A 25,334-nucleotide genomic window follows, 5' to 3' on the forward strand; every position below is an offset into this window, starting at 1 on the left:
TTTCGGGCATAACACCCTTGCCTTTGTCCGGTCATGACGGGGCGATACGGGAGTAACCGCCCGTGATGTCAGACCCGGCCGTTAGGGTCGGGGATCATGAGACTGCTGCACACTTCCGACTGGCATCTCGGCCGCGCGTTCCACCGGGTCAACATGCTCGGGGCCCAGGCCGAGTTCATCGGTCACCTCGTCAGCACCGTGCGGGAGCACGCGGTGGACGCGGTGGTCGTGTCGGGAGACGTGTACGACCGTGCGGTGCCGCCGCTCGCCGCGGTCGAGCTGTTCGACGACGCCCTGCACCGGCTCGCCGACCTCGGCGTGCCGACGGTGATGATCTCCGGAAACCACGACTCCGCCCGCCGCCTGGGCGTCGGCGCGGGACTGATCGGGCGCGCCGGCATCCATCTGCGGACCGAGCCCGCGGCGTGCGGGACTCCCGTGGTGCTCGCCGACACCCATGGGGACGTGGCCTTCTACGGCTTGCCTTATCTGGAACCCGCCCTGGTGAAGGACGAGTTCGGGGTGGAGAAGGCGGGTCACGAGGCCGTGCTCGCCGCCGCCATGGAGCGGGTCCGCGCCGACCTCGCTACGCGCGCGCCGGGGACGCGGTCCGTCGTCCTCGCCCATGCCTTCGTCACCGGCGGCGAGGCCAGCGACAGCGAGCGGGACATCACCGTGGGCGGAGTGGCCGCCGTTCCCGCCGGTGTCTTCGACGGGGTCGACTACGCGGCCCTCGGGCATCTGCACGGCAGCCAGACCATCACCGAGCGGGTGCGCTACTCCGGCTCCCCGCTGCCGTACTCGTTCTCGGAGAGCGACCACCGCAAGAGCATGTGGCTGGTCGACCTGGACGCCGGGGGCGCGGTCACGGCCGAGCGCGTCGACTGCCCGGTGCCACGGGCGCTGGCCCGGATCCGCGGGACGCTGGAGGAACTCCTCGCCGATCCGCGGCTCGTGCCGCAGGAGGAGGCCTGGGTCGAGGCGACCCTCACCGACCCGGTCCGCCCCGCCGAACCCATGGCCCGCCTCTGCGAGCGCTTCCCGCACACGCTCAGCCTTGTGTTCGATCCCGAGCGGGCGCCGGACGACCCCGACGTGTCCTACGCCCGGCGGCTGGCCGGGCGCAGTGACCAGGAGATCGCCGAGGACTTCGTGGCCCATGTGCGCGGCGCAGGGCCCGACGAGCGCGAACAGGCCGTGCTGCGGGACGCGTTCGACGCCGTGCGCGCGGACGAGGCCGTGCGGGAGGTGGCGCGGTGAGGCTGCACCGGCTCGACATCACCGCCTTCGGACCGTTCGGCGCCACCCAGACGGTCGACTTCGACGAGCTGTCGGCGGCCGGACTGTTCCTGCTGCACGGCCCGACGGGCGCCGGCAAGACCTCCGTGCTCGACGCCGTCTGCTTCGCGTTGTACGGCTCGGCACCGGGGGCCCGGCAGAGCGGCCAGGGGACGGCACTGCGCAGCGATCACGCCGCCCCGAGCACCCGCACCGAGATCCGTCTCGAACTGACCGTCGCGGGACGCCGGTTGGAGATCACCCGGCAACCGCCCTGGGAGCGCCCGAAGAAGCGCGGTACCGGCACGACGCTCGACAAGGCGCAGAGCTGGCTGCGCGAGTACGACGGCGTAGCCGCGGCCTGGAAGGACCTGAGCCGGTCCCACCAGGAGATCGGTGAGGAGATCACCCAGCTGCTCGGCATGAGCCGCGAGCAGTTCTGCCAGGTCGTGCTGTTGCCCCAGGGCGACTTCGCGCGCTTCCTGCGGGCCGACGCCGAGGCGCGCGGCAAGCTGCTGGGACGGCTCTTCGACACCCACCGGTTCGCCGAGGTCGAGAAGCGGCTGGCCGAGCGGCGCCGCGCGGCCGAGGCGCAGGTGCGCGAGGGTGACGCGGCCCTGCTGGCCGACGCGCACCGCATGCAGCAGGCGGCCGGCGACGCCATGGAGCTGCCGGAGCTGACGCCCGGTGAGCCGGGGCTTGCCGAGTCCGTCCTGAGCGCGGCCGCCGTGGCCCGCAGCACCGCCCGCGAACAGCTGACGATCGCCCACTGCGGGCTCCGTGCCGCCGAGTCCGCCCAAGCCGCCGCCGAGCGCGCCCTGGCCGACGTACGCGAAGTCGACCGGCTGCAACGCCGCTTCGCGCAGGCGCGCGAGCGGGCCGCGCTGCTGGAGGAGCGGGCCGACGGCTACCACCAGGCGCAGGCCCGGATGGAGCGGGCCCGCAAGGCGGAGGCGGTGGCGCCCGCGCTGGAACTGCGGGAGGCGGCCGAGGCCGAGCACCGACGGGCCGCCGAAGCCGAGACACGCGCGCGTGAGCTGCTGCCGGCGACCCTCGTGGACGCGGGCGCCGCCGGACTCGCCGCCGCCGCCCGCCGGACGGCCGAGGAGCTGGGCGGACTGGACTCGGCCCGGCGCGCCGAGCAGCGGCTCGCCGAACTCGTACGCGAACGCACCGAGTTGGACGGTGAGGAGCGGTCCGACGAGGACGTCCTGCACGAGGCCGAGGCGTGGCTCGCCGGGTGGGAGGAGACCCGGGCGGGGCTCCAGCAGGGCGTCGAGTCCGCCCAGGAGGCGGCCACCCGCGCCGAACAGCTGGCCGTGCAGCGCGAGCCCGCCCGCAAGCGGCTCGCCGCCGCTCGTCAGCGCGACCAGTTCGCCCGGGACACCGACGACGCCCAGCGGCAGGTCATCGACGCGACGGACCGTGCGCAGCAGGCCCGCGCCGACTGGCTGGACGTCAAGGAGCGGCGGCTGAACGGCATCGCCGCCGAGCTGGCCGCACAGCTCACCGACGGCGAGCCCTGCGCGGTCTGCGGCGCCACCGAGCACCCTGCCCCCGCCCGCAAGGACGCCGGACACGTCGACCGGGAGACCGAGGAGCGCGCGCTCGCCGGCTCGCAGCGCGCCGACGAGCAGCGGGCCGAGGCCGAGCGGCGCCTCGCCTTCGTCCAGCGGGCGCTGGCCGCCGCCCAGGGCGAGGCCGGCGACACCTCCACCGAGGAACTCGCCCTCCAGGCGGACGACTTGGAGCGCGAGTACGCAGAGGTCCGCACCCTCGCCTCGGCGCTGCACACCGCGACGGAACGACTGCGGCAGGCCGAGCGGGAGCGCGAACGACGGCTGACCGCCCAGCAGGGGGCCGCCGTGCGCACCGCCACCCGCGGCGCCCGCCGGGACGCCCTGGACCGGGAACGAACCACCCTGGAAGCGGAGTTGGCCGAGGCGCGCGGTGCCGCCGGCAGTGTGGCCGCCCGAGCCGCGCAGCTGGAGCGGCAGACCGCGCTGCTCACCGAGGCCGCCGACACCGCGCGCGCCGCCGAGGACACCGCCCAGCGGCTCAAGGACGCCGACGCCCGCCTCGCCGACGCCGCCTTCCGGGCCGGCTTCGACACCCCGCAGGCCGCGGCCGCCGCCCTCCTCGACGACGCGGCCCACCGCGACCTCCAGCACCGGCTCGACGCCTGGCAGGCCGAGGAGTCCGCCGTGCGGGCCGTTCTCGCCGAGGCCGACACCGCCGAGGCGGCCCAGCGTCCGGCCGCCGACGTCCTCGCGGCCGAGCGGGCCGCCGCCGACGCGGGCCGCCGGGTCCGCGAGGCCGCCTCCGCACGCGACGCGGCAGCCCGGCGCTGCGCCGAACTGGACCGGCTCTCGGCCCGCTCGGCCACCGCACTGGGACGGCTGGCGCCGCTGCGCGAGGAGTACGACCGGGTGGCCCGGCTGTCCGCCTTGGCCGCGGGCACCTCCGCGGACAACGAACGCAAGATGCGTCTGGAGTCCTATGTACTCGCGGCCCGGCTGGAGCAGGTGGCGGCCGCCGCGACCGTGCGCCTGCGACGCATGTCGTCCGGCCGCTACACCCTCGTCCACTCCGACGACCGCACCGGCCGAGGCCGCAGCGGACTCGGACTGCATGTCGTCGACGCCTGGACCGGACGGGAGCGGGACACGGCCACCCTCTCGGGCGGCGAGACCTTCTTCGCCTCGCTCGCCCTGGCGCTCGGCCTCGCGGACGTCGTCACCGACGAGGCGGGCGGGGTCCGGCTCGACACGCTCTTCATCGACGAGGGCTTCGGCAGCCTCGACGACCAGACCCTGGACGAGGTCCTCGACGTCCTGGACTCACTGCGCGAACGCGACCGCAGCGTGGGCATCGTGAGTCATGTGGCCGATCTGCGCCGCCGGATCCACGCCCAACTGGAAGTCGTGAAGGGGCGGTCGGGGTCGGTGCTGAGACAGCGCGGCGGAGGCTGAGGTCAACGCCCCACGGGCCGCCGGGGCAGCGGGGAGGAGTAGACGACGCTCGTGGTCACCGAGCCCAGCGTGCCGATCCTGCCCGACACCTCCTCCAGGTGCCGCATCGAGCGGGCGGCGACCTTGATGACGAAGCAGTCGTCGCCGGTCACATGGTGCGCCTCCAGGATCTCGGGCGTCACGGCGACCAGGTCGTGGAAGGGCTTGTAGTTGCCATTGGGGTAGCGGAGGCGGACGAACGCCAGGATCGGCAGGCCCAGCCGGTCGGGGTCCACGACGGCGGCGTACCCCTGGATGACACCCGCCTCCTCCAGCCGCCGCACCCGCTCGGTGACCGCGCTCGCGGACATCGAGACGGCACGGGCCAGCTCGGCGAAACTGGCCCGGCCCTCCCGCTGGAGGACATCAAGGATGCGCCAGTCGGTGGCGTCCGGGGAATACGCGGTCATGCCCGAGAAGTAGCAGGGGAATCCCCGGCCGGGCAAGAGCGGTGCCGTGGAATCCCCCTTCAGGTCGGTGATCACCGCCCGTAGATTTCTGGCCATGACGACAACCGACTCGCTCATCTCGAACCCCGTCCTGCGCGTCGCCCCCGCCACCCCGGCCGAGGCCGCCGCCTACTTCCGGGCCGGCCTGGTCTTCCACGCCGACGTCTCCGACGTCGCCGCCGCGCTCGCCGCCGACGGCGACCCCGGCTTCGTGGTCCTCGACTCCCGGTCCACCGCCGCCTGGGACCAGGGGCACATCCCGGGCGCGGTCCATCTGCCCACCGCTCTCATCCCCGAGCAGGCCGAACAGCTCCTCGACCGGTCCGTGCCCGTGGTGACGTACTGCTGGGGCCCCGGCTGCAACGGCGCCACCCGCGCCGCACTCGCCCTGGCCGAACTCGGCTACCAGGTCAAGGAGATGCTCGGCGGTTTCGAGTACTGGGTGCGCGAGGGCTTCCCGTTCGAGACCTGGGAGGGCCGCGAGCGGCGCGCCGCCGACGCGTTGACCGCGCCGGCCGACTCGGAGAACTGCGGCTGCTGAGCCCCGGGGGATTCCAGTCACGTTCCTGTGCAGGTGCAACCATGAGGTGCCTGTGCGTGTAGGTTCTGGCCCATGGTGCGATACGCGGAGCCGGGCACGGTGGAGTGGGTGGAGTCGGGCGGCGGTCCGCTCATAGCGGTGCCGGAGACGGTGCTGCCGTTCTGGGCGGGCGCCGACGGCGACGAGACGGCCTCCGACTACGACCGGGCCTGTGAAGTCGACGGCTGCGTGGGCCTGTTGCCGGTCGGCGACGCCGCGGCCCTGGTTCTCGGGGACGAGCCCGCCTCGACCTCCTACCTGCCCGACCACGACACCTTCGTACGGTGGTGCGCCGCCGACTCCGAGGGCGAACTCCTCGCCGAAGTCCCCACCGCCCTCGCCGCGGCCGTCTGGGAGCACGAGGTGAGCTGGACGGTGCCCGGCCCGGTAGTCCTCTTCGACGCGGCCTGGCCCGGCAATGCATCGGTGTCCACCGACCACTTGAAGGTCTCGCTCACCCCCGGCCGGTACGCGGTGCGCGCCGCCAACGTGCGGCCCGGGCCGGAGACCTGGCTGGGTCTCGTCCAGCTGCGCAGGCTCCCGGACTGAGGACCCATCACACGCACTACCGAGTCAGGCGTACCCCGGGCCACCGGCCCGGAGTACGCCTCGCGGGATCCGTCAGAGCCGTGCCAGCTCGTCCACCAGGTCGTCCAGTCCCAGCGACCCCTGCGACAGCGCCGCCATGTGCCAGGCCTTGAGGTCGAAGGCGTCGCCGTGCCGCTCGCGGGCCTTCTCCCGGCCCAGCAGCCAGGCCCGCTCGCCCAGCTTGTAGCCGATCGCCTGGCCGGGGATCGTGAGGTAGCGGGTCAGCTCGCTCTCCACGAAGTCCGCCGGACGGCTGCTGTGCGCGCCGAAGAACTCCTGCGCCAGGTCGGGCGTCCAGCGCTCACCCGGGTGGAAGGGCGAGTCCGCCGGGATCTCCAGTTCCAGATGCATGCCGATGTCGACGATGACCCGGGCGGCCCGCATCATCTGCGCGTCGAGATAACCGATCCGCTGCTCCGCGTCCGTGAGGAAGCCGAGCTCGTCCATCAGCCGCTCCGCGTACAGCGCCCAGCCCTCGGCGTTGGCGCTCACCCCGCCCACCGAGGCCTGGTAGCGGGAGAGGTTCCCGGCCACATGCGTCCACTGCGCGAGCTGGAGGTGATGGCCGGGTACGCCCTCGTGGTACCAGGTCGAGACGAGGTCGTAGACCGGGAAACGGGTCTGGCCCATCGTCGGCAGCCAGGTACGGCCGGGACGTGAGAAGTCCTCCGAGGGGGCCGTGTAGTACGGGGCGGCGGCGCCACCGGGCGGGGCGATGCAGGACTCCACCTTCCGTACCCGCTCGGCGAGTTCGAAGTGGGTGCCGTCCAGCGCGTCGATCGCCTGGTCCATCAGGCCCTGGAGCCAGTCGCGGACCTCGTCGACGCCCTCGATGTGCTTGCCGTGCTCGTCGAGGTGGGCGAGGGCCACCCACGGCGTCTCGGCGCCGGGCAGGATCTTCTCGGCCTCCTGCTTCATCTCGCCGAGCAGGCGGTGGTACTCGGACCAGCCGTACGCGTACGCCTCGTCCAGGTCGAGGTCCGTGCCGTTGAAGTAGCGGGCCCAGCGGGCGTACCGCTCCCGGCCCACGGTGTTCGGGGCGCCCTCGATCGCCGGCGTGTACACGTCCCGCATCCAGTCGCGCAGCTCCACCACGGAGGCGGTCGCGGTGCGGGCGGCCTCGTCCAGCTCGGCGCGCAGCGCCTCGGGGCCCGCCGAGACGAAGTCCTCGAACCAGCCACGGCCCTTGCCGTCGGTGTCCGACCACTCGGTGAGCTGCTCGACGAAGGTGGCGGTCGGGCGCGGCGCCGCGTACAGCTTGCGCTCAAGACCGAGTTCGAGGGACTGGCGATAACCCGCGTACGCGGTGGGCACGGCACGCAGCCGCTCGGCGATCGCCGCCCAGTCCTCGTCGGTGCCGTTCGGGGTGACGGTGAAGATCTCGCGGATCGAGTGCGCGGGGGTGGCCATGTTGCCGACCGCGCGCAGGCCCTCGTCGGCCTCGTGCACGGCGAGTTCGGCCGTCAGGCGTTCGCGCAGCAGCCGGCCGCACCGGCGCTCGATGTCGCTGTCCGCGCCGGGCCGGCGCTCGGCCTCGTCGAGCTTCGCGAGCGTGGCCCGCTGCAGCTGCGCGAGCGCCTCCTGGCCCGCCGGCGAGGTGTCGGGAAGCCTGCTGGAACTCTCCTTCACACCCAGGTAGGTACCGGTGATCGGATCGAGGGCGATGAGCTCGTCGACGTAGGCGTCGGCGACCTGGCGGGGCAGCGGGCTCTGAGTCTCAGACATGCGGTCCATCCTCGTACGGGGACCTCGTGGGAGTCACCCCGATTCCGCTGTCGGCGTGGCAGGCGGCAGGAGGGGGCCGCACTCCCACTGCTGGAAGATCAGCCGGGTCTCCACCCGGGCCACCTCGCGCCGGGACGTGAACCCGTCGAGCACCAGCCGCTGCAGATCCGCCATGTCCGCCACGGCCACGTGCACGAGGTAGTCGTCGGGCCCGGTCAGGTGGAAGACGGTCCGCGACTCCGGCAGCGCCCGGATCCGCTCCACGAACGGTCCCACCAGCTCCCGCCGATGCGGCCTGACCTGCACCGACAGCAGTGCCTCCAGGCCCCGGCCCAGCTTGGCCGGATCCAGCCGCAGCTGATGCCCGAGGATGACGCCCGAGCGGCGCAGCCGGGTCACCCGGTCCAGGCAGGTCGACGGGGCGACACCCACCTGGGCGGCGAGATCGCGGTAGGTGGTCCGGGCGTCGTTCTGCAACAGCCGCAGCAGATGCAGGTCCACCGGGTCCAGTACGACAGATTCGGCCATCGGCCGAACGTAGCACGGCGTATGCCCCAGAACCGCCGTTCGGTGTTCACCCTGGCGGTCATGGACTCAGTGCGCACCGCCACCGCCTCCCGTACGCCGCTCAGAGCTCTGGCCACCGAGGCCGTCCACGCCGGCCGCGACGACCTCGCCCGCCAGGGACTGCACGCCCCGCCCATCGACCTGTCGACGACCTACCCGTCCTACGACAGCCGTGGGGAGGCCGCCCGCATCGACGCCTTCGCCGCGACCGGCGCCGAGCCGCAGGGCGCGCCGGTGTACGGGCGCCTCGGCAACCCGACCGTCGCCCGCTTCGAGACGGCCCTGGCCCGCCTGGAGAACACCGAGGCCGCGGTCGCCTTCGCCAGCGGCATGGCCGCGCTCACGGCCGTCCTCCTCGTACGGGCCTCCCTGGGCCTGCGCCACGTCGTCGCCGTACGCCCCCTGTACGGCTGCAGCGACCACCTCCTGACCGCCGGACTCCTCGGCACGGAGGTCACCTGGACCGACCCGGCGGGAGTCGCCGACGCCCTGCGCCCGGACACCGGCCTGGTCCTGGTCGAGTCCCCGGCCAACCCCACCCTCGCCGAGATCGACCTGCGGGCCCTGGCCCACTCCTGCGGCTCCGTGCCCCTCCTCGCGGACAACACCTTCGCCACCCCGGTGCTCCAACGCCCCGCGGAACAGGGCGCCCGCCTGGTGCTGCACAGCGCCACCAAGTACCTCGGCGGCCACGGGGACGTGATGGCGGGGGTGGTGGCCTGCGACGAGGAGTTCGCCGGGCAGCTGCGGCAGATCCGCTTCGCCACGGGCGGCGTCCTGCATCCCCTCGCCGGCTATCTCCTGCTGCGCGGCCTGTCGACCCTCCCGGTCCGCGTCCGCGCCGCCTCCACGACCGCCGCGGAACTCGCAGGGCGTCTGGCCGCCGATCCCCGGGTCGCCCGGGTCCACTACCCGCGCATCGGCGGCGCGATGGTCGCCTTCGAGGTCGAAGGCGACCCGCACGAGGTGATCGGCCGGGTCCGCCTGATCACCCCGGCGGTGAGCCTGGGCAGCGTGGACACCCTCATCCAGCACCCGGCGTCGATCAGCCACCGCATCGTGCCCGCGGACGACCGCCGGGGCGCCGGAGTGAGCGACCGGCTGCTGCGCCTGTCGGTGGGCCTGGAGGACGTGGAGGACCTGTGGGCGGATCTGGACACCGCCCTCCAGGAGACCTCGGTCGTTACGACGCCTCGGTCCTCGTGACTCCCACAGCGCGCTCAGGCTCCGGCTGCGGACCGATGCGCGCGGTGATCACCAGGGTTCCCTCCTCGATCTGGTAGTCGAGGGGGAGCCCCAGCCCCCGCATCGCGGCGACCATCCCGGTGTTGGACGCCTGCGTCACGGCGTACACGCTCGCGCACCCGGCCTCGGCGGCCAGGGCGACCAGCCGCTCCAGCAGCTCGCCCCCGATGCCGCGCCGCTGCCACGCGTCCTCCACGAGGAGTGCCACCTCGGTCTCGTCCCCGTCCCACAGCAGATGCCCGAGCCCGACGATCCGCCCCGACGCGGACCGCACGGCCAGGGTCTGCCCGAACCGCGGACTGAGCAGATGGTTCAGATAGCGGTCGGCGTCACCGACCGGCCCGTGGTACCGCAGGCTCAACGTCCGCGCCGAGCACCGCTCGTGCATCGCCACCGCGGCCTGAAGGTCCCCGGTGTCGGCCCGGCGCACGGTGATGTCGTGGCCCTCCGGCAGCGTCAGGACGTCCTGGCTGCGCGGCACCCGCGGACCGAGCCGGGCGTCCAGTTCGACCAGCGCCCGGGCGCGGGCGAACTCCGTCGGCGTGAACGGCAGATACGGCCGCTCCACGGTGATCACGCCGCCTTCGGGCGCCCGCAACCGCATCACGGTGTCCTCCAGGGCTCCTTCCACCGGCACTCCCTCCGGTCCTGGACCGCCTCCCACCGGAACGGCCGGCAGCGACCGGATCGTGCACCGGCCCAGCAACTGCCGCAGTGCGAGCGGCAGTTCCGCCGCGTCCAGCGCGGTGCGGGTGGCGAGGCCCAGCACCCGGGTCGGGGCGTCCACCAGATCGTGGGTGTCGGCCCGCTCGATCCAGGTGTCGGTGCCGCCGGCCCGCGCGACGGCCCGGGTGATCTCGGAGCCCTCCAGCGCGCCGGGGGCACGCAGCAGGAACTCGTCGACGGTGCCCGCGGCCAGCGGGTGGGTCTGCAGGCTGAGGATGTCGATGCGCTGCTCGGCGAGGACCGTGCACAGGGCGGCCAGCGAGCCCGGTGCGTCCTTCACCGTGGTGCGCATCCGCCACAGCGTGCTCTCCTCGGCCTCGGGGTCCGTGCTGCTCCCCGACGGCTGGTCGCGGGGCCCGGCCCGCTCGCCCTCGGGCAGCGGCCGGGCGCCGGTATCGCCCGTCGGGGGCGCGTGGCCGTGGCGCCGTGCCCACCACGTGTGGAATCCCGCCGTGGCGGCCAGCGCCACCGCCGAGATCACCAGCAGCGCAGTGCCGTCGGGGCCGTGCCCGATCAGATTCGCCACGGTGTCGGCCACCGCGACGGCCGTGAACAGGGCAGCGAGTTCGATCACGTCGCGCCGCCAGTGGTGCACGGGGCGACCGTCTTTCGCACGGGTCACATCAGACATGTCTCGAGTCATGCAGCCACTGTGGAGGAACGGTGTTGCGTGATCACGAACGCATTGTGACTGGGCGGTAAAGTGTGGGTCCGTACGCTTTGTACCCTTTTCAACCGTTCATGGGTCGCGCACCGGGGGATGACGCCGGTGCGCGACCCGCCGTCGAGGGTAACGGGAGTTACTGGCCCACCCGGCCCGGCTGGAGCACCTGGGTGAACAGCACCGTGCCGTCCTGCTCACGCAGACGCACCGTCAGCTCGCTGCTGTGGCCGTCGATGTCGACCTCGCCGAAGAACTGGTAGCCGCCCGCGGGGGAGACGTTCGCGGCGGTCGGCGCCTTCACGAACACCCGCTCCGGGCCGAAGGTGCCGTCCAGCGCGCTGGCAGGGAAGGCACCCGCGTTCAGCGGACCCGACACGAACTCCCAGAACGGCTCGAAGTCGGTGAAGGCGGCCCGCGACGGCTGGTAGTGCTGGGCCGAGGTGTGGTGGACGTCGGCCGTCAGCCACACCGTGCCGGTGATCCGCCGGTGCTTGACGTACCGCAGCAGCTCGGCGATCTGCAGCTCACGTCCGAGCGGGGCGCCCGGGTCGCCCTGCGCCACCGCCTCGATGTTCGCCTTGCCCTCCGTGGCGTCGGGCACGACCAGGCCGAGCGGCATGTCGGAGGCGATCACCTTCCACACCGCCCGCGAGCGCGACAGCTCCCGCTTGAGCCACTCCAGCTGCTCCCGGCCGAGGATGCCCTGCGGGTCCACGGTCTGGTCGTCGGGCGAGTTGGCGTTGCGGTACGTCCGCATGTCCAGTACGAACACGTCGAGCAGCGGACCCTGCCGCAGGACGCGGTAGACCCGGCCGTCCCGCGCCCCCGGCCGCAGGGTGGAGATCGGGAAGTACTCGCTGAACGCGCGCCGCGCCCGGCCCGCGAGCACGTCGACGCTCTTCTCGGTGTAGCGGGTGTCGGAGTCCAGGATCTTCTCGCCCGGGTACCAGTTGTTGCGCACCTCGTGGTCGTCCCACTGGATGACCGACGGGACCTGGGCGTTGAAGGCCCTCAGGTTGCGGTCGAGCAGGTTGTAGCGGAAGTTGCCGCGGAACTCGGCCAGGGTCTCGGCGACCTTGGACTTCTCCTCGGTGGTGATGTTCCGCCAGGTGCTGCCGTCGGGCAGGGCGGCGGTCGCCGCGATCGGGCCGTCGGCGTAGATGTTGTCGCCGCTGCACAGGAAGAAGTCCGGGTCCAGCTTGGCCATCGCCTGGTAGATGGTGTAGCCGCCGAAGTCGGGGTTGATGCCCCAGCCCTGCCCGGCGAGGTCGCCGGACCACAGGAAACGCACCCCGTCACGGCGCTTGGGGGACACCGTGCGGAAGGTGCCGGCGACCGGCTCGCCGGTGCGGCGCGGATCGTCCGGGTCGGCCAGCAGGACGCGGTAGTGGATCTGCTCGCCCGAGGGCAGTCCGCGCAGCCGGGTCGTCCCCGTGAAGTCGGTGTCCGCGCCGAGCAGCGGACCGTGCCATCTACGCGGGTTGCGGAACGACTCGGTCGCGGACGTCTCCACGATCATCCGGGCCGGACGGTCGGAACGCACCCACACCAGACCGGAGTCGCAGGTCACGTCTCCCGTCTGCACCCCCCAGCCCGCCCCGGGGCGTCCGGAGAGGGCGAAGGCCGGCGCGCCCGCGGAGACCGCGGGAAGAGTGAGGGCCGCCGACGCGGCCAGGGAGCCGCGCAGAACGCTGCGGCGGCCGGGGAACGGACGGTGGGACATGAATGCGCCTCCAAGGAAGGGATCCGGCCGGTGTGTGATGCCACACCTACTGGGGCGCCGCAGCGCACACGGAAACCGCGGGTGAACAACCGGCCGCGGGAACAAGGGAACCCGTGCGCCGGACAGCGCGGCTCAGTCGCGGGCGGCCTCGGCCATCAGCCGTACGCCCTCCCGGATCCGCGTCGGGGACAGGTGCGCGTATCCCAGGACCAGCCGCACATCCGGCTTCTCGTCGGGCTCGGCACGCGCGTGTGCGTAGTCCGTCAGCGGACGGACGGTCACACCGGCCGCGGCGAGGCGCGGGAGGACCTCCTCCCGGGGGCCGTACCGGCGCGGCAGTGCGGCGATGACATGCAGCCCGGCGGCGATCCCGGACACCTCCGTGCCGGGCAGGCGCTCATCCAGTGCGGAGACCAGCGTGTCGCGCCGCTCCCGGTAGGCGCGCTGGCAGCGGCGCAGTTGGCGGTCGTAGTCGCCGCGCTCCACGAACCGGGCGAACAGCGCCTGGTCGATCGTGGGATGGCCGAGGTCCATGGTCCGCTTGCGCTCGACCACCTCGTCGGCCAGCGTCTGCGGCACGAGCAGCCAGCCGAGCCGCAGCCCGGGGGCGAGGGACTTGCTGACCGATCCCGCGTAGGCCACCCGGTCCGGGTCGAGCCCCTGGAGCGCCCCCACGGGAGCCCGGTCGTAGCGGAAGTCGCCGTCGTAGTCGTCCTCCAGGACGAAGCCGTCGACGGAACGCGCCCAGTCGAGCAGTTCGGCGCGCCGCCGCGCGGAGTAGGCGATACCGGTGGGGAACTGGTGGGAGGGCGTCGCGACCACGGCCCGCACGCCCGCCTCGCGCAGGGACCCGACGCGGATGCCGTCCTCGTCCAGCGGCACGGGAACGGTGGTGACACCCGCCGCCGCGTACAGGGCGTCGTGCTGCGGGCTCCCCGGATTCTCCACGCCGACCGTCGGCAACCCGCGCGCGTGGAGCGCGAATCCGAGCAGCGTGGTCGCCTGTGCCACCCCGGAGACGACCACGATCCGCTCCGGATCGGCGACCACGCCCCTGCGGCGCGTCAGCAGTTCGGCCAGGGCGGCACGCAGCCGGGGCAGCCCGCGCGGGTCGGGATAGCCGAGGTCCTGGTGCGGCAGCTCCGCCAGCACGCCCCGGTGCGCGGCGGCCCAGGCGGCGCGGGGGAACAACGACAGGTCGGGCGTGCCCGCGACGAAGTCCGCGCGGGCGCCCGGCGTGCGCGGGGCCAGGTCACGCGCGCGGGGCCGGGCGGCCCGCACGGCTCCGCCGACCCAGGTGCCGGCGCCCCGGCCGCTGCGCAGATAGCCCTCCGCCGTCAGCTGTTCGTACGCCTCCGTGACCAGCCCGCGCGACACACCGAGGTCGGCGGCCAGGTCCCGGCTCGACGGCAGCCGCGTCCCCGATACGAGCCGTCCGGACCTGACCGCCTCCCGCAGGGCCGCCTGAAGGGAGCGGCCACGCGTGCGTGCCGGCGCGGAGACGGCGGGCAGCAGCAGCTCCCAGGCGGCCGACCCGACGGGGTCGTCGGGCGGCCGTCGCTTCGGATTGGTCCCCGATGACGTCATGGCACTGGACCTTAAACCGGGCCGCGGCCCTTCCTAGCGTCGTCTCCATGAACGCCACCACCACGCGCGGCTCCCTCCTCGCCACGTTCGCCTGCGTCCTCGTCGGAGCGTCCTTCACCGCCAACAGCCTCCTCGGCGACTACCCGTACGCGGGCGGCCAGTTCCTGCGCTACGGCCTCGCCGCGCTGTTGCTGGTCCCCCTCGCGGCGAAGGGCGCCGGGGCCCGGTTGCGCGCGCTGGAGCCCCGGCGGTGGATCCGTCTCGCGCTGCTGGCCGCCGTGGGCATGGTCGGCTTCAACCTCGCCGTCATCGCCGCCGAACGCACCGCGGAACCGGCCGTGCCCGGCGTCTTCGTGGGCTGCGCCCCCGTACTGGTGGCCGTCCTCGTCCCGCTGCTGGAGGGGCGCCGGCCCCGACGCCGGGTCCTGCGGGGCGCGTCGCTGGTGGCCCTCGGTGCCTTCGCCGTCCAGGGCTGGGGCCGTACGGACGGCGCGGGTCTCGTCTTCTCCGTGTGCGCGCTGGCCGGTGAGGTCGGTTTCGCGGTGCTCGCCGTACCGGTGCTGCGGCCCCTGGGCCCACGGCTGCTGTCCGCCACCGTCTGCGCGGTCGCCTCCGTCGAGGCCGCGGTGGCCGGACTCCTGCTGGACGGCACCGCGTGGCTGCGCCGCCCCGACACCGCCGAGGCCGCCGCACTGCTGTGGCAGGCGGCGGTCGTCACCGTCGTCGGCTTCGTGTGCTGGTACATGGGCATGCAGCGGATCGGCGCGGAGCGCGCCACGCTCTTCTCCGGCCTCATCCCGGTCGCGGCCGCCTGCACCGCGCCCCTGGTCGGCACCGGCTCCTACGGCGCCGCCCAGGCCGCGGGCAGCGCCCTGGTCGGCGCCGGAGTCGCCCTCGGATCGGGGGCGTTGAGCCGGGAACGGAAGGGGTCAGCGGCTGCCGTCGAGGATGACCCGCGCGACCAGAGCCGGGTCGTCGTTCATCGGGCAGTGGCCGCAGCCGGGCAGCCGTACGAGCCGGGCCCGGGGAATGATCTGCTTGGCCCGCACGCCCTGCCGGCGCACGAGGATCATGTCCCTGGTGCCCCAGGCGACCGTGACCGGCAGCCCGGGGACGTCGTCGGTGAACTGGACGGCGGTGCCCGCCCGGAGCGTCTCGTCGAACCCCGTGGCCTGCACGAGGGCGAGCGTCTCGGCGACCACGGCCTCGGGTGAACGCCGGCCCGGGCGGGCGTAGATGGTGCTGGTGAGCATCGTGCGGCCGGCCGCGCTGCGGGCCAGCTGCTCGATCAGCGGCAGCGGCAGCCGCCGGGCGATGTGCCGCATCGCGAGCAGCACGCCGAACGCGTAGCGCCGCTCGGCCCCCGACCAGAACCCGGCGGGAGACAGCGCGGTGACGGACCGTACGAGCTGTTCGCGGCCGAGCTCCAGGGCCAGCAGCCCGCCGAGGGAGTTGCCCGCCACGTGCGGGCGGTCCAGCTCCAGCGCCTCGCAGAACGCCCCGAACACGGACGTCGTGGTGGCCAGGTCGTACGACAGCCCCTCGGGCAGCCCAGGCGACGCGCCGAACCCCGGCAGGTCGACGGCGATCACGTCGCGCTCGGTCGCCAGGATGTCCACCACCGGGTCCCAGGCCTGACGGTGGTGGCCTATGCCGTGCAGCAGGAGCAACGGCTCCCCGCGCCCCACGCGCGCGTAGGAGACGGTCACGGGCTGCGGCCCCGTGGCGGAGGGGACCTTGACGGAGACGGTGGCGGACATGAGGGCTCCTTGACGGCGACTTACGGGCTGAAGGGGTGCGGAGGACGCGCTGTAGACACCTTGTCAGCAATTGCTACTGGCGGGTAGACCCCTCCGGTCCCCAGGGCGCGCCGCACGCCCATATCGCCTGGACACGAACCGGCGTCTGCGTTGGGATGAAGACGTGGCCACTGACACCGAGACCGACGTCTTCGAAGAACACCGTCCCGTCCTCCTGGGCGTCGCCTACCGCATGCTCGGGCGCGTCGCCGACGCCGAGGACGTGGTGCAGGAAGCCTGGCTGCGCTGGTCGGCGGCCGACCGGAGCGAGGTGCGCGAACCGCGCGCCTACCTGGTCCGGGTCACCACGCGCCTGGCCATCGACCGGCTGCGCCAGGTCAAGGCGCGCGGCGAGACGTACGTCGGCCCCTGGCTGCCCGAGCCGTACGTGACCGACTTCGGGGACACCGTGCCCGACACCGCCGAGCAGGCGGTCCTCGCCGACTCGGTCTCCCTCGCGGTCCTGGTCGTCATGGAGTCGCTGTCGCCCCTGGAGCGGGCGGTGTTCGTCCTCAGGGAGGCCTTCGGCTACCCCTACGCCGACATCGCCGCGATGCTCGACCGCGGCGAACCCGCCGTACGGCAGCTCGCGGGACGGGCCCGCAGGCATGTGGAGGAACGACGGCCGCGCTACGACGTCGACCCGGTCCGGCGCCGCGATCTGACGGAGCGTTTCCTCGCCGCCGCGGGCGGAGGAGACCTGAAGGAACTGCTGTCGCTGCTCGCCCCGGACGTCCGGCTCGTCGGGGACAGCGGCGGCAAGAGCAAGGCGCCGCTGCGGGTCCTGGAGTCCGCCGACCACGTGGGCCGCTTCCTCGTCGGTGTCGCCGAGAAGGGCGTCCCCGACATCACCTGGCGGTTCCTGGAGCTCAACGGCGGGCCCGCGGTGCTCATCCTGTCGGGCGGCAAGCCCGACTCCGTCTTCCAGCTGGACGTCCTGGACGGCCGCATCCAGTCCGTCTACGTCATCCGCAACCCCGACAAGCTGCGCTCCCTGGCTGCCGTCTGAACACCTCGTCAACGCTGTGTGGCATCAGGTCCGCACGCCCCGCAGGGGATCGACGATTGGTCTTGACCAAGGGTGGGGGTCGCCCTATGGTCGCTGATAAGTGCAACAACCTTTAATAAACAAGGGCGCGAAAACGCCGCCGGACCACGGCGATTGCGGAGGACAGGGTGGGGACCACGCAGCTCGAATCGGTACCGGAACCGAAGTACTGGCATCTCAAGACCGTGCTCAGTGAGGCACTGGACTCCGAATTCTCCGTGGGCGAGATCCTGCCCAACGAGCGCGACCTCGCCGCCCGTTTCGGCGTCGCCCGCGCCACGCTCCGCCAGGCTCTGGAGCAACTGGAGCTGGAAGGCAGGCTGCAGCGCCGCCGCGGTGTCGGGACGACCGTCGCCCCGCCGCGGGTGGGCGTGGCCGTCGGCAGCGAGCAGCACGCCTGGCCCGGTGCGGCCGGTGACGACTGGCAGACCGTCGACTGCGCCGCCGCGGTGCCGCCCGCGTCCGTCGCGGACGCGCTCGGGACCGACCGCGAGCAGCCGGTGCACACCGTGCGCCGCTCCCGGATGACCCACGGCCAGCCCGTCGCCGCCGAACTGCTGTACATCCCCGAGGCGTCGGTGCCGGAGCTCTCCGCCATAGACGCGCCGTCCGGGGCCGCACGCGCGCGTGCCGTGCTGCGCGAACTGCAGCACCTGGAGCTGGAGAGCCGGGAGAACGCCGTCGAACTCGGCTCGGCCCGCGCGGACGACGCGAAGGAACTGGACCGCCTGCCCGGCGCCCCGGTGCTCGTCGTCACCACCCGCTACCTGGCCGGGGGCCGCACCGCCGCGGTCTCGGTCGCCACCTACCGCGCGGACACCTGCCGGCTGACCTTCGGGGACTCCGGCGCCGTGGAGATCCACGAGGGGCCCGAACGCCGGGCCTCCTGAGCGGTACGGCGGCGCCCCGGACCTCTCCCGAGATCCGGGGCGCCGCCGCGTCACCGCCGGGCCGTCACCGTGCCCTCCACGGCGAACAGCTGCTCCTCCACGTGGTCGAGGGCAAGTCGCAGCGCACCCGTCGCCACGGCCGCCTCGCCCAGGAGCGACAGGGCGACCTTCGGCGGGCGCAGACAGTAGCGGGCCAACTCGCGCCGCAGCGGCTCCAGTACACCGTCCAGGCCGGCCGCCCAGCCGCCCACCACGACGAGTTCCGGGTCGACGGCCAGGACCAGGGCCGCCACGTCGTGCACGAGCCGCTGGAGGAAGCGGTCCACGGCAGCCCGGGCCCGCTGGTCGCCCTCCCGGGCCTGCGCGAAGACCTCGGCGACGGCCTGCTCGTCGAGCGGGTGCAAGGGCTCGTCCGTGGTGGACAGCAGCGTCTCCGGAGTGACCTCGCGGCCCAGCAGATGCAGCGCGCCGATCTCCCCGGCCGCCCCGCCGTACCCCCGGTGCAGCCTGCCGCCGATCAGCGAACCCGCCCCCGGGCTCAGCCCGGCCAGCACGAACACCATGTCGTCGGACTCGGTCGCGGAGCCCTTCCAGTGCTCGGCGACCGCGGCCGCGTTGGCGTCGTTCTCGACCAGCACCGGGCACTTGAAGGAACGGCTGAGCCGCTCACCCAGCCGCAGCCCCGTCCACTCGGGCAGCGCCGCGCACAGCCGTATCGTGCCGTCCGCCTCCACGATGCCCGGCGAGGCGGCCCCCACCGCCCACAGGGAGTCGCGCGCCACCCCGGCCCGGCGCAGCAGTTCGGCGACCGCGGTGCGCAGCCGCTCAAGGCGCTCGTCTGCGGAGGCCGTCTCGTCGACGTCCTTGGCCACGGCGCCTAGCACCCGCCCGTCGAGGTCGGACAGCAGCGCGGCGACCCGGTGCGGCCCGATGTCGAGGCCCAGCAGATGCCCGGCCTCGGCCCGGAACCGGAAGCGCCGCGCGGGCCGCCCCTGGCGCCGGGCGACGCTCTCGTCCGCCGCCTTCTCGACGACCAGGCCGCCCTCGATGAGCCCTTCGACGACCCCCTCGACCGTCGGCCGGGACAGGCCCGTCACCCGGGTGATCTCGGTCAGCGTCGCGCAGTCCGTGGCACGCAGCGCGTGCAGCACCACCGCGGAATTGATCCTTCGCAGGAGCGAGGGGTCCCCGCCGGTCAGTCGCCCCAACGTCCGTCCTCCCAGCTCGTGCGCGTGTTGGGCGGATCGTACTCGGCGCAACGCCCCGTCGGCAGTGCCGGGCCGGGAGATACGTCCCACGCCCCGGCCGGGCGCCCGGCTCAGCCCGGCGCCACGAACCCCGACTCGTACGCCACGATCACCGCCTGGGTGCGATCGCGCGCCCCCAGCTTCGCCAGCACCCCGCTGACGTGCGACTTCACGGTCTCGGTACCGACGACCAGGCGCGCGGCGATCTCCGCGTTGGACAGACCGCGTGTCATCAGCCGCAACACCTCGGCCTCCCGCTCGGTGAGCTGGGCCCGCTCCATCGCCGCCCGGGCGGCCCGGTTGCCGCCCTCGTCGCCGTACTGGGCGGCCAGCTGCCGTACCGAGGCGGGGAACAGCAGCGACTCGCCCTCGGCGACCAGCCGCACCGCGTGCACGATCTCGGCCGGCCGGGCCCGCTTCAACAGGAACCCGTCGGCCCCGGCCCGCAGCGCCTCGTACACGTACTCGTCGTTCTCGAACGTCGTCACCACGACGATCTTCGGCGGCCGCTCGACCGTCCGCAGCACCGCGCGCGTGGCCTCGATGCCGTCCATCAGAGGCATCCGTACGTCCATGGCGACCACGTCGGGCCGCAGCTGCCGCACCAGGGGGATCACCGACGCTCCGTCGGCCGCCTCGCCGACGACCTCGATGTCGGGCTGCGCCTCCAGCACGGCCCGCAGACCGGCGCGCACGAGGGGTTCGTCGTCGACGAGGAGAACGGTGACCGGCATCCCGTCAGCGTAGATCAGCGCAGCGGTAGCTCGGCATGCACCTGCCAGTCGCCCACGTCGGGTCCGGTGTGCGCGTGGCCGCCGAGCAGGGCCGCGCGTTCGCGTATGCCGCGCAGCCCGCTGCCCCGCCCGGGGCCGGGTATGTCGGCCGTCAGCGGATTGCGGACCTCCAGGGCCAGGGCCTCGCCCGTGACCTCGATCCGGACCCGGACCGGGACGGCCCCCGCGTGCCGCAGCACATTGGTCAGCGCCTCCTGGAGGATCCGGTACCCCTCCCGGGAGACCGGCCCGGGCACGGTGTCCACCGGCCCGGTCACCTCGGCGTCCACCTTCGCGCCGGACGCGCGCGCGGACTCCAGCAGCCGGTCGGCGTCCGTCAGCGTCGGGCGGCTGCTCACCGGCCGCTCCGACTCGCGCGGGATGCCGAGGACACGCTCCAGGTCCTCCAGCGCGGCCCGGCCGGTCTCCTCGATGGCGTCCAGCGCACGGTCTGTGAACGCCGGATCGCCGGCCGCGCGGGCGGCGCCCGCCTGGACGACGGCGACCGTCAGGGCGTGCCCGATCGAGTCGTGCAGCTCACGCGCGATACGGGTGCGCTCCAGGAGCCGCTCGGTGCGCTCCTCCAGGGCGGCCAGGCGCTCGGCGGGGGAGGGGCCGAGCAGCCGCAGCGCGAGCGCGGTGATCAGCCGGCCCGAGCCGACCACGGTCGCCGCCAGCGCGGCCACCGACACGGGTGCGAGCAGGACGTGCCACCACCGGTGGCCGTCGAGGAGGACAAGCACCCCCTCGTCGACGTCCTGACCGAGGGCCGACGCCACCAGGTCCACCGACGTGAGGAGCAGTTGCACGCTGAGCATCGCCGTCGCGTAGCCGAGCAGCAGCCGCGCCTGAAGCCACACCACGAGCCGTCCCCGGTCGCGCCAGGACACCGACGGCGCGACGACGATGTCGTCGCTCTCGCTGTTGTGCCGGTGACCGGTCAGCAGCAGCCGCGCCTGGAGCCCCTCCACGGTGCGCATCGCGGGCACCAGTGCAGCGGGCGCGAGCGTCACGGCCGCGACCGGCCAGGTCCACCACGCCTCCTCGACGAACATCCACATGGCCGGCCACACGACGGCGATGAACAGATGCAGCCATCGTGTGTACGTCACCGCCCGGCCGAACGGGCGCAGCAAGCGGACCATTGCGTCATCGTGCCAGCCGCCACCGACAACGAGCCTCCCCCGCACGGGGGAGACGATCTCCACGCGCGGGGGAGGCCCCGACCTCACGGCACCGGCCAGGCTGCTGCCATGACCAGCATCGAAGTCCAGTCCCTCACCAAGGAGTTCGGCACCCGACGAGCCGTGGACGGCGTCACCTTCCGTGTCCTCCCGGGCCGTGTCACCGGCTTCCTCGGCCCGAACGGCGCCGGAAAGTCCACCACCATGCGGCTCGTCCTCGGCCTCGACCGCCCGACCTCCGGGACGGCCACGATCGGCGGCCGCCCCTACGTCACACTCGACGAACCCCTGCGCCACGTGGGCGCCCTGCTCGACGCCCAGGCCGCGCACGGCTCCCGCACCGGCCGCGCCCACCTGCGCACCCTGGCGGCGAGCAACCGCATCCCCGACCAGCGGGTCGACGCGGTCCTGGCGGAGACGGGGCTGGCCTCGGTCGCCCGGCGCCGCGTCAAGACGTACTCCCTGGGCATGCGGCAGCGGCTCGGCATCGCGGCCGCCCTGCTCGGCGACCCCCGCGTGGTCATGCTCGACGAGCCCTCCAACGGGCTCGATCCCGAAGGCATCATCTGGATCCGCGCGTTGCTGCGCCGACTGGCCGCGGAGGGCCGCACGGTGCTGGTCTCCAGCCACCTCATGAACGAGACCGCGTCCTTCGCCGACCACCTCGTCGTCCTGGGCCGGGGGCGCCTGCTCGCCGACACGCCCATGCGGGAGTTCATCCACGCACGCGTGCGGCCCGGCGTCCGCATCCGCACCACCGACCCCACCGCACTCAAGAGCGCCCTCGCCCGGCACGGCCACGACGCCGTGGAGCACGAGGACGGGCACTGGACCGTGCAGCACGCACGCGTGGACGAGATCGGCGCCATCGTCTCCGCCGCGGGCGTCCCCCTCCTCGAACTGGCCGCCGAGGAAGCCACCCTGGAGCAGGCCTATCTCGACCTGACCTCCGCCGAAACCGAGTTCACCGCCCACCCCCAGGAGGCCTGACATGCCCTTCGCCCCCGTCCTGCGCTCCGAGTGGCTGAAGATCCGTACGCTGCGCTCGCTCCTCGGCGCACTGCTCGCCCTGTTCGCGGCGACCACCGCGTTCTCCGCGATCGCCGGGGTCTCCGAGACCTCCGACCCCGAGTTCGACCCGCTGTTCATGGCGCTGTCCGGCGTCGCGCCCGGCCAGATCGCGGCCCTCTCCTTCGGCGCCATGGCGGTGCAGTCGGAGTTCCACGGGGGTGGGCTCCGGCTGTCACTGGCCGCGGTGCCGCGGCGCGGGCGCTGGTTCGCGGCAAAGGCGACGGCCATCGCCGTCCCCACGCTCGTGGTCGGCCTGGTCACCGCCTTCGCCGCTCTCGTCGTGGCACGGGCCGGTCTCGGCGAGGCGGCGAGCGGTCTCAGCACCGGTGAACAAGCACGCGGTGTCGTCGGCTGCGGGATCTACCTCACCCTGATGGCGCTGCTGGCGGCCGGTCTCGCGGGGGTGCTGCGCAGCGGGGTGGCGGCGCTCTCGCTCCTGATCCCGTTCGTCCTGATCGTCTCGTTCGTGATCGGCGACGTGGCCGGCGGGGCCACCGACTTCATGCCCGACCGGGCGGGCCAGATCGTCCTGTACGAGACGCACGACGGACCTCTGGGACCGTGGACGGGACTCGCCGTGACCGCGGCCTGGGCGGCCGCCGCCCTGGCCGCCGGGGCCTGGAGCGTGCGACACCGGGACGCCTGACCCCGCATATCGCCTGACGCCCCGCCAAATGTCAGTGGCGGCCGGTTTACTGGATCACATGGACAGTGCGAAGTACCTCGCCGCCATCGACTCGCTGTGCGCCCGCGACCTGACCGCGGCGGACGGCGGGCCGGGCGCCTACCGGTCGGGGCCCGGTTACCGCATCGAGTCGTTAGAGGTGAGCCACGGGACGCGGGACGGCGACGCGGCGCCACGCATGGCGATCGTGGGGGACTTCTACGCCCTCAAGAGCCGCATAGGCCAGGAGTTGGACGACCGCTGGGGCCGGCAGCAGCGGCCCTGGGGCATGGACACGCTCAAGGTGCGCCTCGACCGGGGCGAGGAGATACCCGAGCCCTGGTTCACGACGAGCATCGTGACGGACGACCTCGACCTCTGGCAGCCGCCTGGCTCGGACCGCTGGATCGCCCTCGGCGTGGGCTACCGGGACGAGGCCGACGAGGTCCATGTCCTCGCCGTGGCCTCGGACATCGACCCGGTGTGACCCGTCAGCCCCGCTCCGCCGCCACCCGCAGCCGGGCGAACTCCTCCGCCATCGTCGCCGCGGTCCAGTGCGCGTTGAGGCCGCTCGGATTGGGCAGCACCCACACGCGCGAGGCGCCGACCGTCCGCTCCTGCGGCCCGACCCTCGCCTTCTTGTCGTCGAAGGCCGCACGGTAGGCGGTGACCCCGACCACGGCCAGCCAACGCGGCTTGAGCCGCGCCACCTTCTCCGCCAGCAGCCGCCCGCCCTCGTGGTACTCCTCGGCGCTCAGCTCGTCCGCCCGCGCGGTCGCCCGGGCCACGACATTGGTGATCCCGAGTCCGTACGACAGCAACTCCCGCTGCTCGGACGGCTTCAGGAGCCTCGGTGTGAACCCGGACAGGTGCAGCACCGGCCAGAACCGGTTTCCGGGACGGGCGAAGTGATGGCTGGTGGCCGCCGTCATCAGCCCGGGATTGATGCCGCAGAACAGAACGCGGAGGCCGTCCGCGACGACATCCGGCACGAGCCGGTCGCGGGCGGCCTCCAGGTCCGCGGGGGTGAACCGGGTCAGAGGATCGCCCCCGGCGCGTAGCCCGCGGCGGCCGGGTGCTGCTTGACGATCTCCTCGATCCGGCCGACGACGGCGCCGACCTGGTCGGCGGCGGCGCCCGTGAAGGACAGCTTGTCGGCCATCAGCGCGTCCAGCTGGGCGCGGTCGAGCGGGATGCGCTCGTCGGCGGCCAGCTTGTCGAGGAGTTCGTTGCGCTCGGCGCCCTGCTCGCGCATCGCGAGGGCGGAGGCGACGGCGTTCTCCTTGATCGCCTCGTGCGCGACCTCACGGCCGACGCCCGCGCGGACCGCGCCCATCAGCACCTTGGTGGTGGCCAGGAAGGGCAGGTACCGGTCCAGCTCGCGCGCGACGACGGCCGGGAAGGCGCCGAACTCGTCGAGCACGGTGAGGAAGGTCTCCAGGAGGCCGTCGAGCGCGAAGAACGCGTCCGGCAGCGCGACCCGGCGCACCACCGAGCAGGACACGTCGCCCTCGTTCCACTGGTCGCCCGCCAGCTCGCCGGTCATCGAGGCGTAGCCGCGCAGGATGACCATGAGGCCGTTGACGCGCTCGCAGGACCGCGTGTTCATCTTGTGCGGCATCGCGGAGGAGCCGACCTGACCCGGCTTGAAGCCCTCGGTCACCAGCTCGTGCCCGGCCATCAGGCGGATCGTCTTCGCCAGCGAGGACGGGGCCGCCGCCAGCTGGACCAGCGCGGTCACGACCTCGTAGTCCAGGGAGCGGGGGTAGACCTGGCCGACCGAGGTGAACGCCTGCGAGAAGCCCAGGTGACCGGCGATCCGCTGCTCCAGCTCCGCCAGCTTCGAGGCGTCCCCGCCCAGCAGGTCCAGCATGTCCTGCGCGGTGCCGACCGGGCCCTTGATCCCTCGCAGCGGGTAGCGGGCGAGGAGTTCCTCGACCCGGCCGTACGCCACGAGCAGTTCGTCCGCCGCGGTCGCGAAACGCTTGCCGAGGGTGGTGGCCTGCGCGGCCACGTTGTGCGAGCGGCCGGCCATGACCAGCTCGCCGTACTCGCCGGCCAGCTTGGCGAGGCGGGCCAGGACGGCCACGCTGCGGTCGCGGACCAGTTCCAGGGAGAGCCGGATCTGGAGCTGCTCGACGTTCTCCGTGAGGTCCCGGGAGGTCATGCCCTTGTGGACCTGCTCGTGCCCGGCGAGGTCGTTGAACTCCTCGATCCGCGCCTTCACGTCATGCCGCGTGACCTTCTCGCGCTCGGCGATGGAGGCAAGGTCGACGGTGTCCAGGACCCGCTCGTAGTCGGCGAGGGCCTGCTCCGGCACCTCGATCCCGAGGTCCTTCTGGGCCCGCAGCACGGCGAGCCAGAGCTGACGCTCGAGCCTCACCTTCTGCTCGGGCGACCAGAGCGTGGCGAGCTCGGCGGAGGCGTAGCGTCCGGCGAGGACGTTGGGGATGCGGGGCTTGGCGGGAGCGGAAGTCACGTGTACGGATTCTACTGGCGATTCCTGCAGGCCAGC

At 73.3% G+C, this 25,334-nt stretch carries 22 protein-coding genes and 1 pseudogene; 11 read left to right on the forward strand and 12 right to left on the reverse strand.

Annotation, left to right across the window (positions count from 1 at the left end; all coding sequences use genetic code 11):
- Positions 1-96 precede the first annotated feature (96 nt).
- Both H293_RS0134280 and H293_RS0134285 read left to right on the forward strand, forming a co-directional pair.
- On the forward strand, positions 97-1,260 hold the full coding sequence (locus H293_RS0134280) for an exonuclease SbcCD subunit D (RefSeq protein ID WP_020122335.1): 1,164 nt from the start codon (positions 97-99) through the stop codon (positions 1,258-1,260).
- Positions 1,257-4,250 carry an AAA family ATPase gene (locus tag H293_RS0134285; RefSeq protein ID WP_020122336.1) on the forward strand — a complete coding sequence of 998 codons (2,994 nt, stop codon included), beginning with the start codon at positions 1,257-1,259 and terminating at the stop codon, positions 4,248-4,250. The genes H293_RS0134280 and H293_RS0134285 overlap by 4 nt, the downstream gene beginning before the upstream one ends.
- Positions 4,251-4,252: 2 nt before the next feature.
- Here the strand turns inward: H293_RS0134285 and H293_RS0134290 are convergent, their stop codons facing one another.
- Positions 4,253-4,699 carry an Lrp/AsnC family transcriptional regulator gene (locus H293_RS0134290; RefSeq protein WP_007380485.1) on the reverse strand — a complete coding sequence of 149 codons (447 nt, stop codon included), beginning with the start codon at positions 4,697-4,699 and terminating at the stop codon, positions 4,253-4,255.
- A gap of 94 nt (positions 4,700-4,793) precedes the next feature.
- Between H293_RS0134290 and H293_RS0134295 the strand changes: the two genes are divergently transcribed.
- Both H293_RS0134295 and H293_RS0134300 read left to right on the forward strand, forming a co-directional pair.
- A complete protein-coding gene (locus H293_RS0134295; RefSeq protein ID WP_020122338.1) occupies positions 4,794-5,279 on the forward strand; it encodes a rhodanese-like domain-containing protein in 486 nt (161 codons plus the stop codon).
- Positions 5,280-5,351: 72 nt separating this feature from the next.
- Entirely contained in the window at positions 5,352-5,867 is a 516-nt protein-coding gene (locus H293_RS0134300; RefSeq protein WP_020122339.1) for an immunity 21 family protein, read from the forward strand.
- A 72-nt stretch (positions 5,868-5,939) separates the two neighbouring features.
- Here the strand turns inward: H293_RS0134300 and H293_RS0134305 are convergent, their stop codons facing one another.
- Positions 5,940-7,631, reverse strand: a complete 1,692-nt coding sequence (locus H293_RS0134305) for a DUF885 domain-containing protein (RefSeq protein WP_028808446.1) — start codon at positions 7,629-7,631, stop codon at positions 5,940-5,942.
- A gap of 33 nt (positions 7,632-7,664) precedes the next feature.
- Entirely contained in the window at positions 7,665-8,159 is a 495-nt protein-coding gene (locus H293_RS0134310) for an Lrp/AsnC family transcriptional regulator (RefSeq protein ID WP_020122341.1), read from the reverse strand.
- A 60-nt stretch (positions 8,160-8,219) separates the two neighbouring features.
- On the opposite strand from H293_RS0134310, the gene H293_RS0134315 reads away from it, so the two are divergent.
- On the forward strand, positions 8,220-9,404 hold the full coding sequence (locus H293_RS0134315) for a trans-sulfuration enzyme family protein (protein ID WP_028808447.1): 1,185 nt from the start codon (positions 8,220-8,222) through the stop codon (positions 9,402-9,404).
- On the opposite strand, the gene H293_RS0134320 is transcribed toward H293_RS0134315, so the two are convergent.
- The 3 genes from H293_RS0134320 to pdxR form a co-directional block, all read right to left on the reverse strand.
- Positions 9,382-10,764: a GNAT family N-acetyltransferase gene (locus H293_RS0134320; RefSeq protein WP_020122343.1), complete on the reverse strand. Its 1,383-nt coding sequence runs from the start codon at positions 10,762-10,764 to the stop codon at positions 9,382-9,384. The genes H293_RS0134315 and H293_RS0134320 overlap by 23 nt on opposite strands.
- Before the next feature lie 205 nt (positions 10,765-10,969).
- The gene (locus H293_RS0134325; RefSeq protein WP_020122344.1) at positions 10,970-12,556 is read right to left on the reverse strand and encodes an alkaline phosphatase D family protein; all 1,587 of its coding nucleotides are present in this window, start codon (positions 12,554-12,556) and stop codon (positions 10,970-10,972) included.
- Positions 12,557-12,688: 132 nt separating this feature from the next.
- The gene (gene pdxR, locus H293_RS0134330; protein ID WP_020122345.1) at positions 12,689-14,143 is read right to left on the reverse strand and encodes a MocR-like pyridoxine biosynthesis transcription factor PdxR; all 1,455 of its coding nucleotides are present in this window, start codon (positions 14,141-14,143) and stop codon (positions 12,689-12,691) included.
- Between the two features lie 47 nt (positions 14,144-14,190).
- On the opposite strand from pdxR, the pseudogene H293_RS0134335 reads away from it, so the two are divergent.
- Positions 14,191-14,979: pseudogene (locus H293_RS0134335) on the forward strand (EamA family transporter); the annotation flags it as partial.
- 93 nt (positions 14,980-15,072) lie between these two features.
- Here the strand turns inward: H293_RS0134335 and H293_RS55500 are convergent.
- Entirely contained in the window at positions 15,073-15,903 is an 831-nt protein-coding gene (locus tag H293_RS55500) for an alpha/beta fold hydrolase (protein WP_078612749.1), read from the reverse strand.
- A gap of 163 nt (positions 15,904-16,066) precedes the next feature.
- Between H293_RS55500 and H293_RS0134350 the strand changes: the two genes are divergently transcribed.
- Positions 16,067-16,951, forward strand: a complete 885-nt coding sequence (locus H293_RS0134350) for an RNA polymerase sigma-70 factor (protein ID WP_020122349.1) — start codon at positions 16,067-16,069, stop codon at positions 16,949-16,951.
- A gap of 167 nt (positions 16,952-17,118) precedes the next feature.
- Entirely contained in the window at positions 17,119-17,880 is a 762-nt protein-coding gene (locus tag H293_RS0134355) for a GntR family transcriptional regulator (protein WP_020122350.1), read from the forward strand.
- Between the two features lie 50 nt (positions 17,881-17,930).
- On the opposite strand, the gene H293_RS0134360 is transcribed toward H293_RS0134355, so the two are convergent.
- The 3 genes from H293_RS0134360 to H293_RS0134370 form a co-directional block, all read right to left on the reverse strand.
- On the reverse strand, positions 17,931-19,088 hold the full coding sequence (locus H293_RS0134360; RefSeq protein WP_028808448.1) for an ROK family transcriptional regulator: 1,158 nt from the start codon (positions 19,086-19,088) through the stop codon (positions 17,931-17,933).
- 110 nt (positions 19,089-19,198) lie between these two features.
- On the reverse strand, positions 19,199-19,861 hold the full coding sequence (locus tag H293_RS0134365; protein ID WP_020122352.1) for a response regulator transcription factor: 663 nt from the start codon (positions 19,859-19,861) through the stop codon (positions 19,199-19,201).
- A 14-nt stretch (positions 19,862-19,875) separates the two neighbouring features.
- On the reverse strand, positions 19,876-21,045 hold the full coding sequence (locus tag H293_RS0134370) for a sensor histidine kinase (RefSeq protein ID WP_020122353.1): 1,170 nt from the start codon (positions 21,043-21,045) through the stop codon (positions 19,876-19,878).
- A gap of 108 nt (positions 21,046-21,153) precedes the next feature.
- Between H293_RS0134370 and H293_RS0134375 the strand changes: the two genes are divergently transcribed.
- From H293_RS0134375 to H293_RS0134385, 3 genes are read left to right on the forward strand one after another with little or no spacing between them, the layout of a single operon-like run.
- A complete protein-coding gene (locus H293_RS0134375) occupies positions 21,154-22,074 on the forward strand; it encodes an ATP-binding cassette domain-containing protein (RefSeq protein WP_020122354.1) in 921 nt (306 codons plus the stop codon).
- Between the two features lies 1 nt (position 22,075).
- Positions 22,076-22,801, forward strand: coding sequence for an ABC transporter permease (locus H293_RS0134380; RefSeq protein WP_020122355.1), 726 nt, complete (start codon positions 22,076-22,078; stop codon positions 22,799-22,801).
- 58 nt (positions 22,802-22,859) lie between these two features.
- Positions 22,860-23,306 carry a hypothetical protein gene (locus H293_RS0134385; RefSeq protein WP_020122356.1) on the forward strand — a complete coding sequence of 149 codons (447 nt, stop codon included), beginning with the start codon at positions 22,860-22,862 and terminating at the stop codon, positions 23,304-23,306.
- A gap of 4 nt (positions 23,307-23,310) precedes the next feature.
- On the opposite strand, the gene mug is transcribed toward H293_RS0134385, so the two are convergent.
- Together mug and purB are read right to left on the reverse strand one after the other, a co-directional pair.
- Positions 23,311-23,859 carry a G/U mismatch-specific DNA glycosylase gene (mug, locus tag H293_RS0134390; RefSeq protein ID WP_078612750.1) on the reverse strand — a complete coding sequence of 183 codons (549 nt, stop codon included), beginning with the start codon at positions 23,857-23,859 and terminating at the stop codon, positions 23,311-23,313.
- Complete coding sequence (gene purB / locus H293_RS0134395) at positions 23,856-25,298, reverse strand: adenylosuccinate lyase (protein WP_020122358.1); 1,443 nt, start codon at positions 25,296-25,298, stop codon at positions 23,856-23,858. The genes mug and purB overlap by 4 nt, the downstream gene beginning before the upstream one ends.
- Between the last annotated feature and the right edge of the window lie 36 nt (positions 25,299-25,334).

Source organism: Streptomyces canus 299MFChir4.1, assembly GCF_000383615.1.
In the GTDB taxonomy this organism is placed as follows: domain Bacteria; phylum Actinomycetota; class Actinomycetes; order Streptomycetales; family Streptomycetaceae; genus Streptomyces; species Streptomyces canus_C.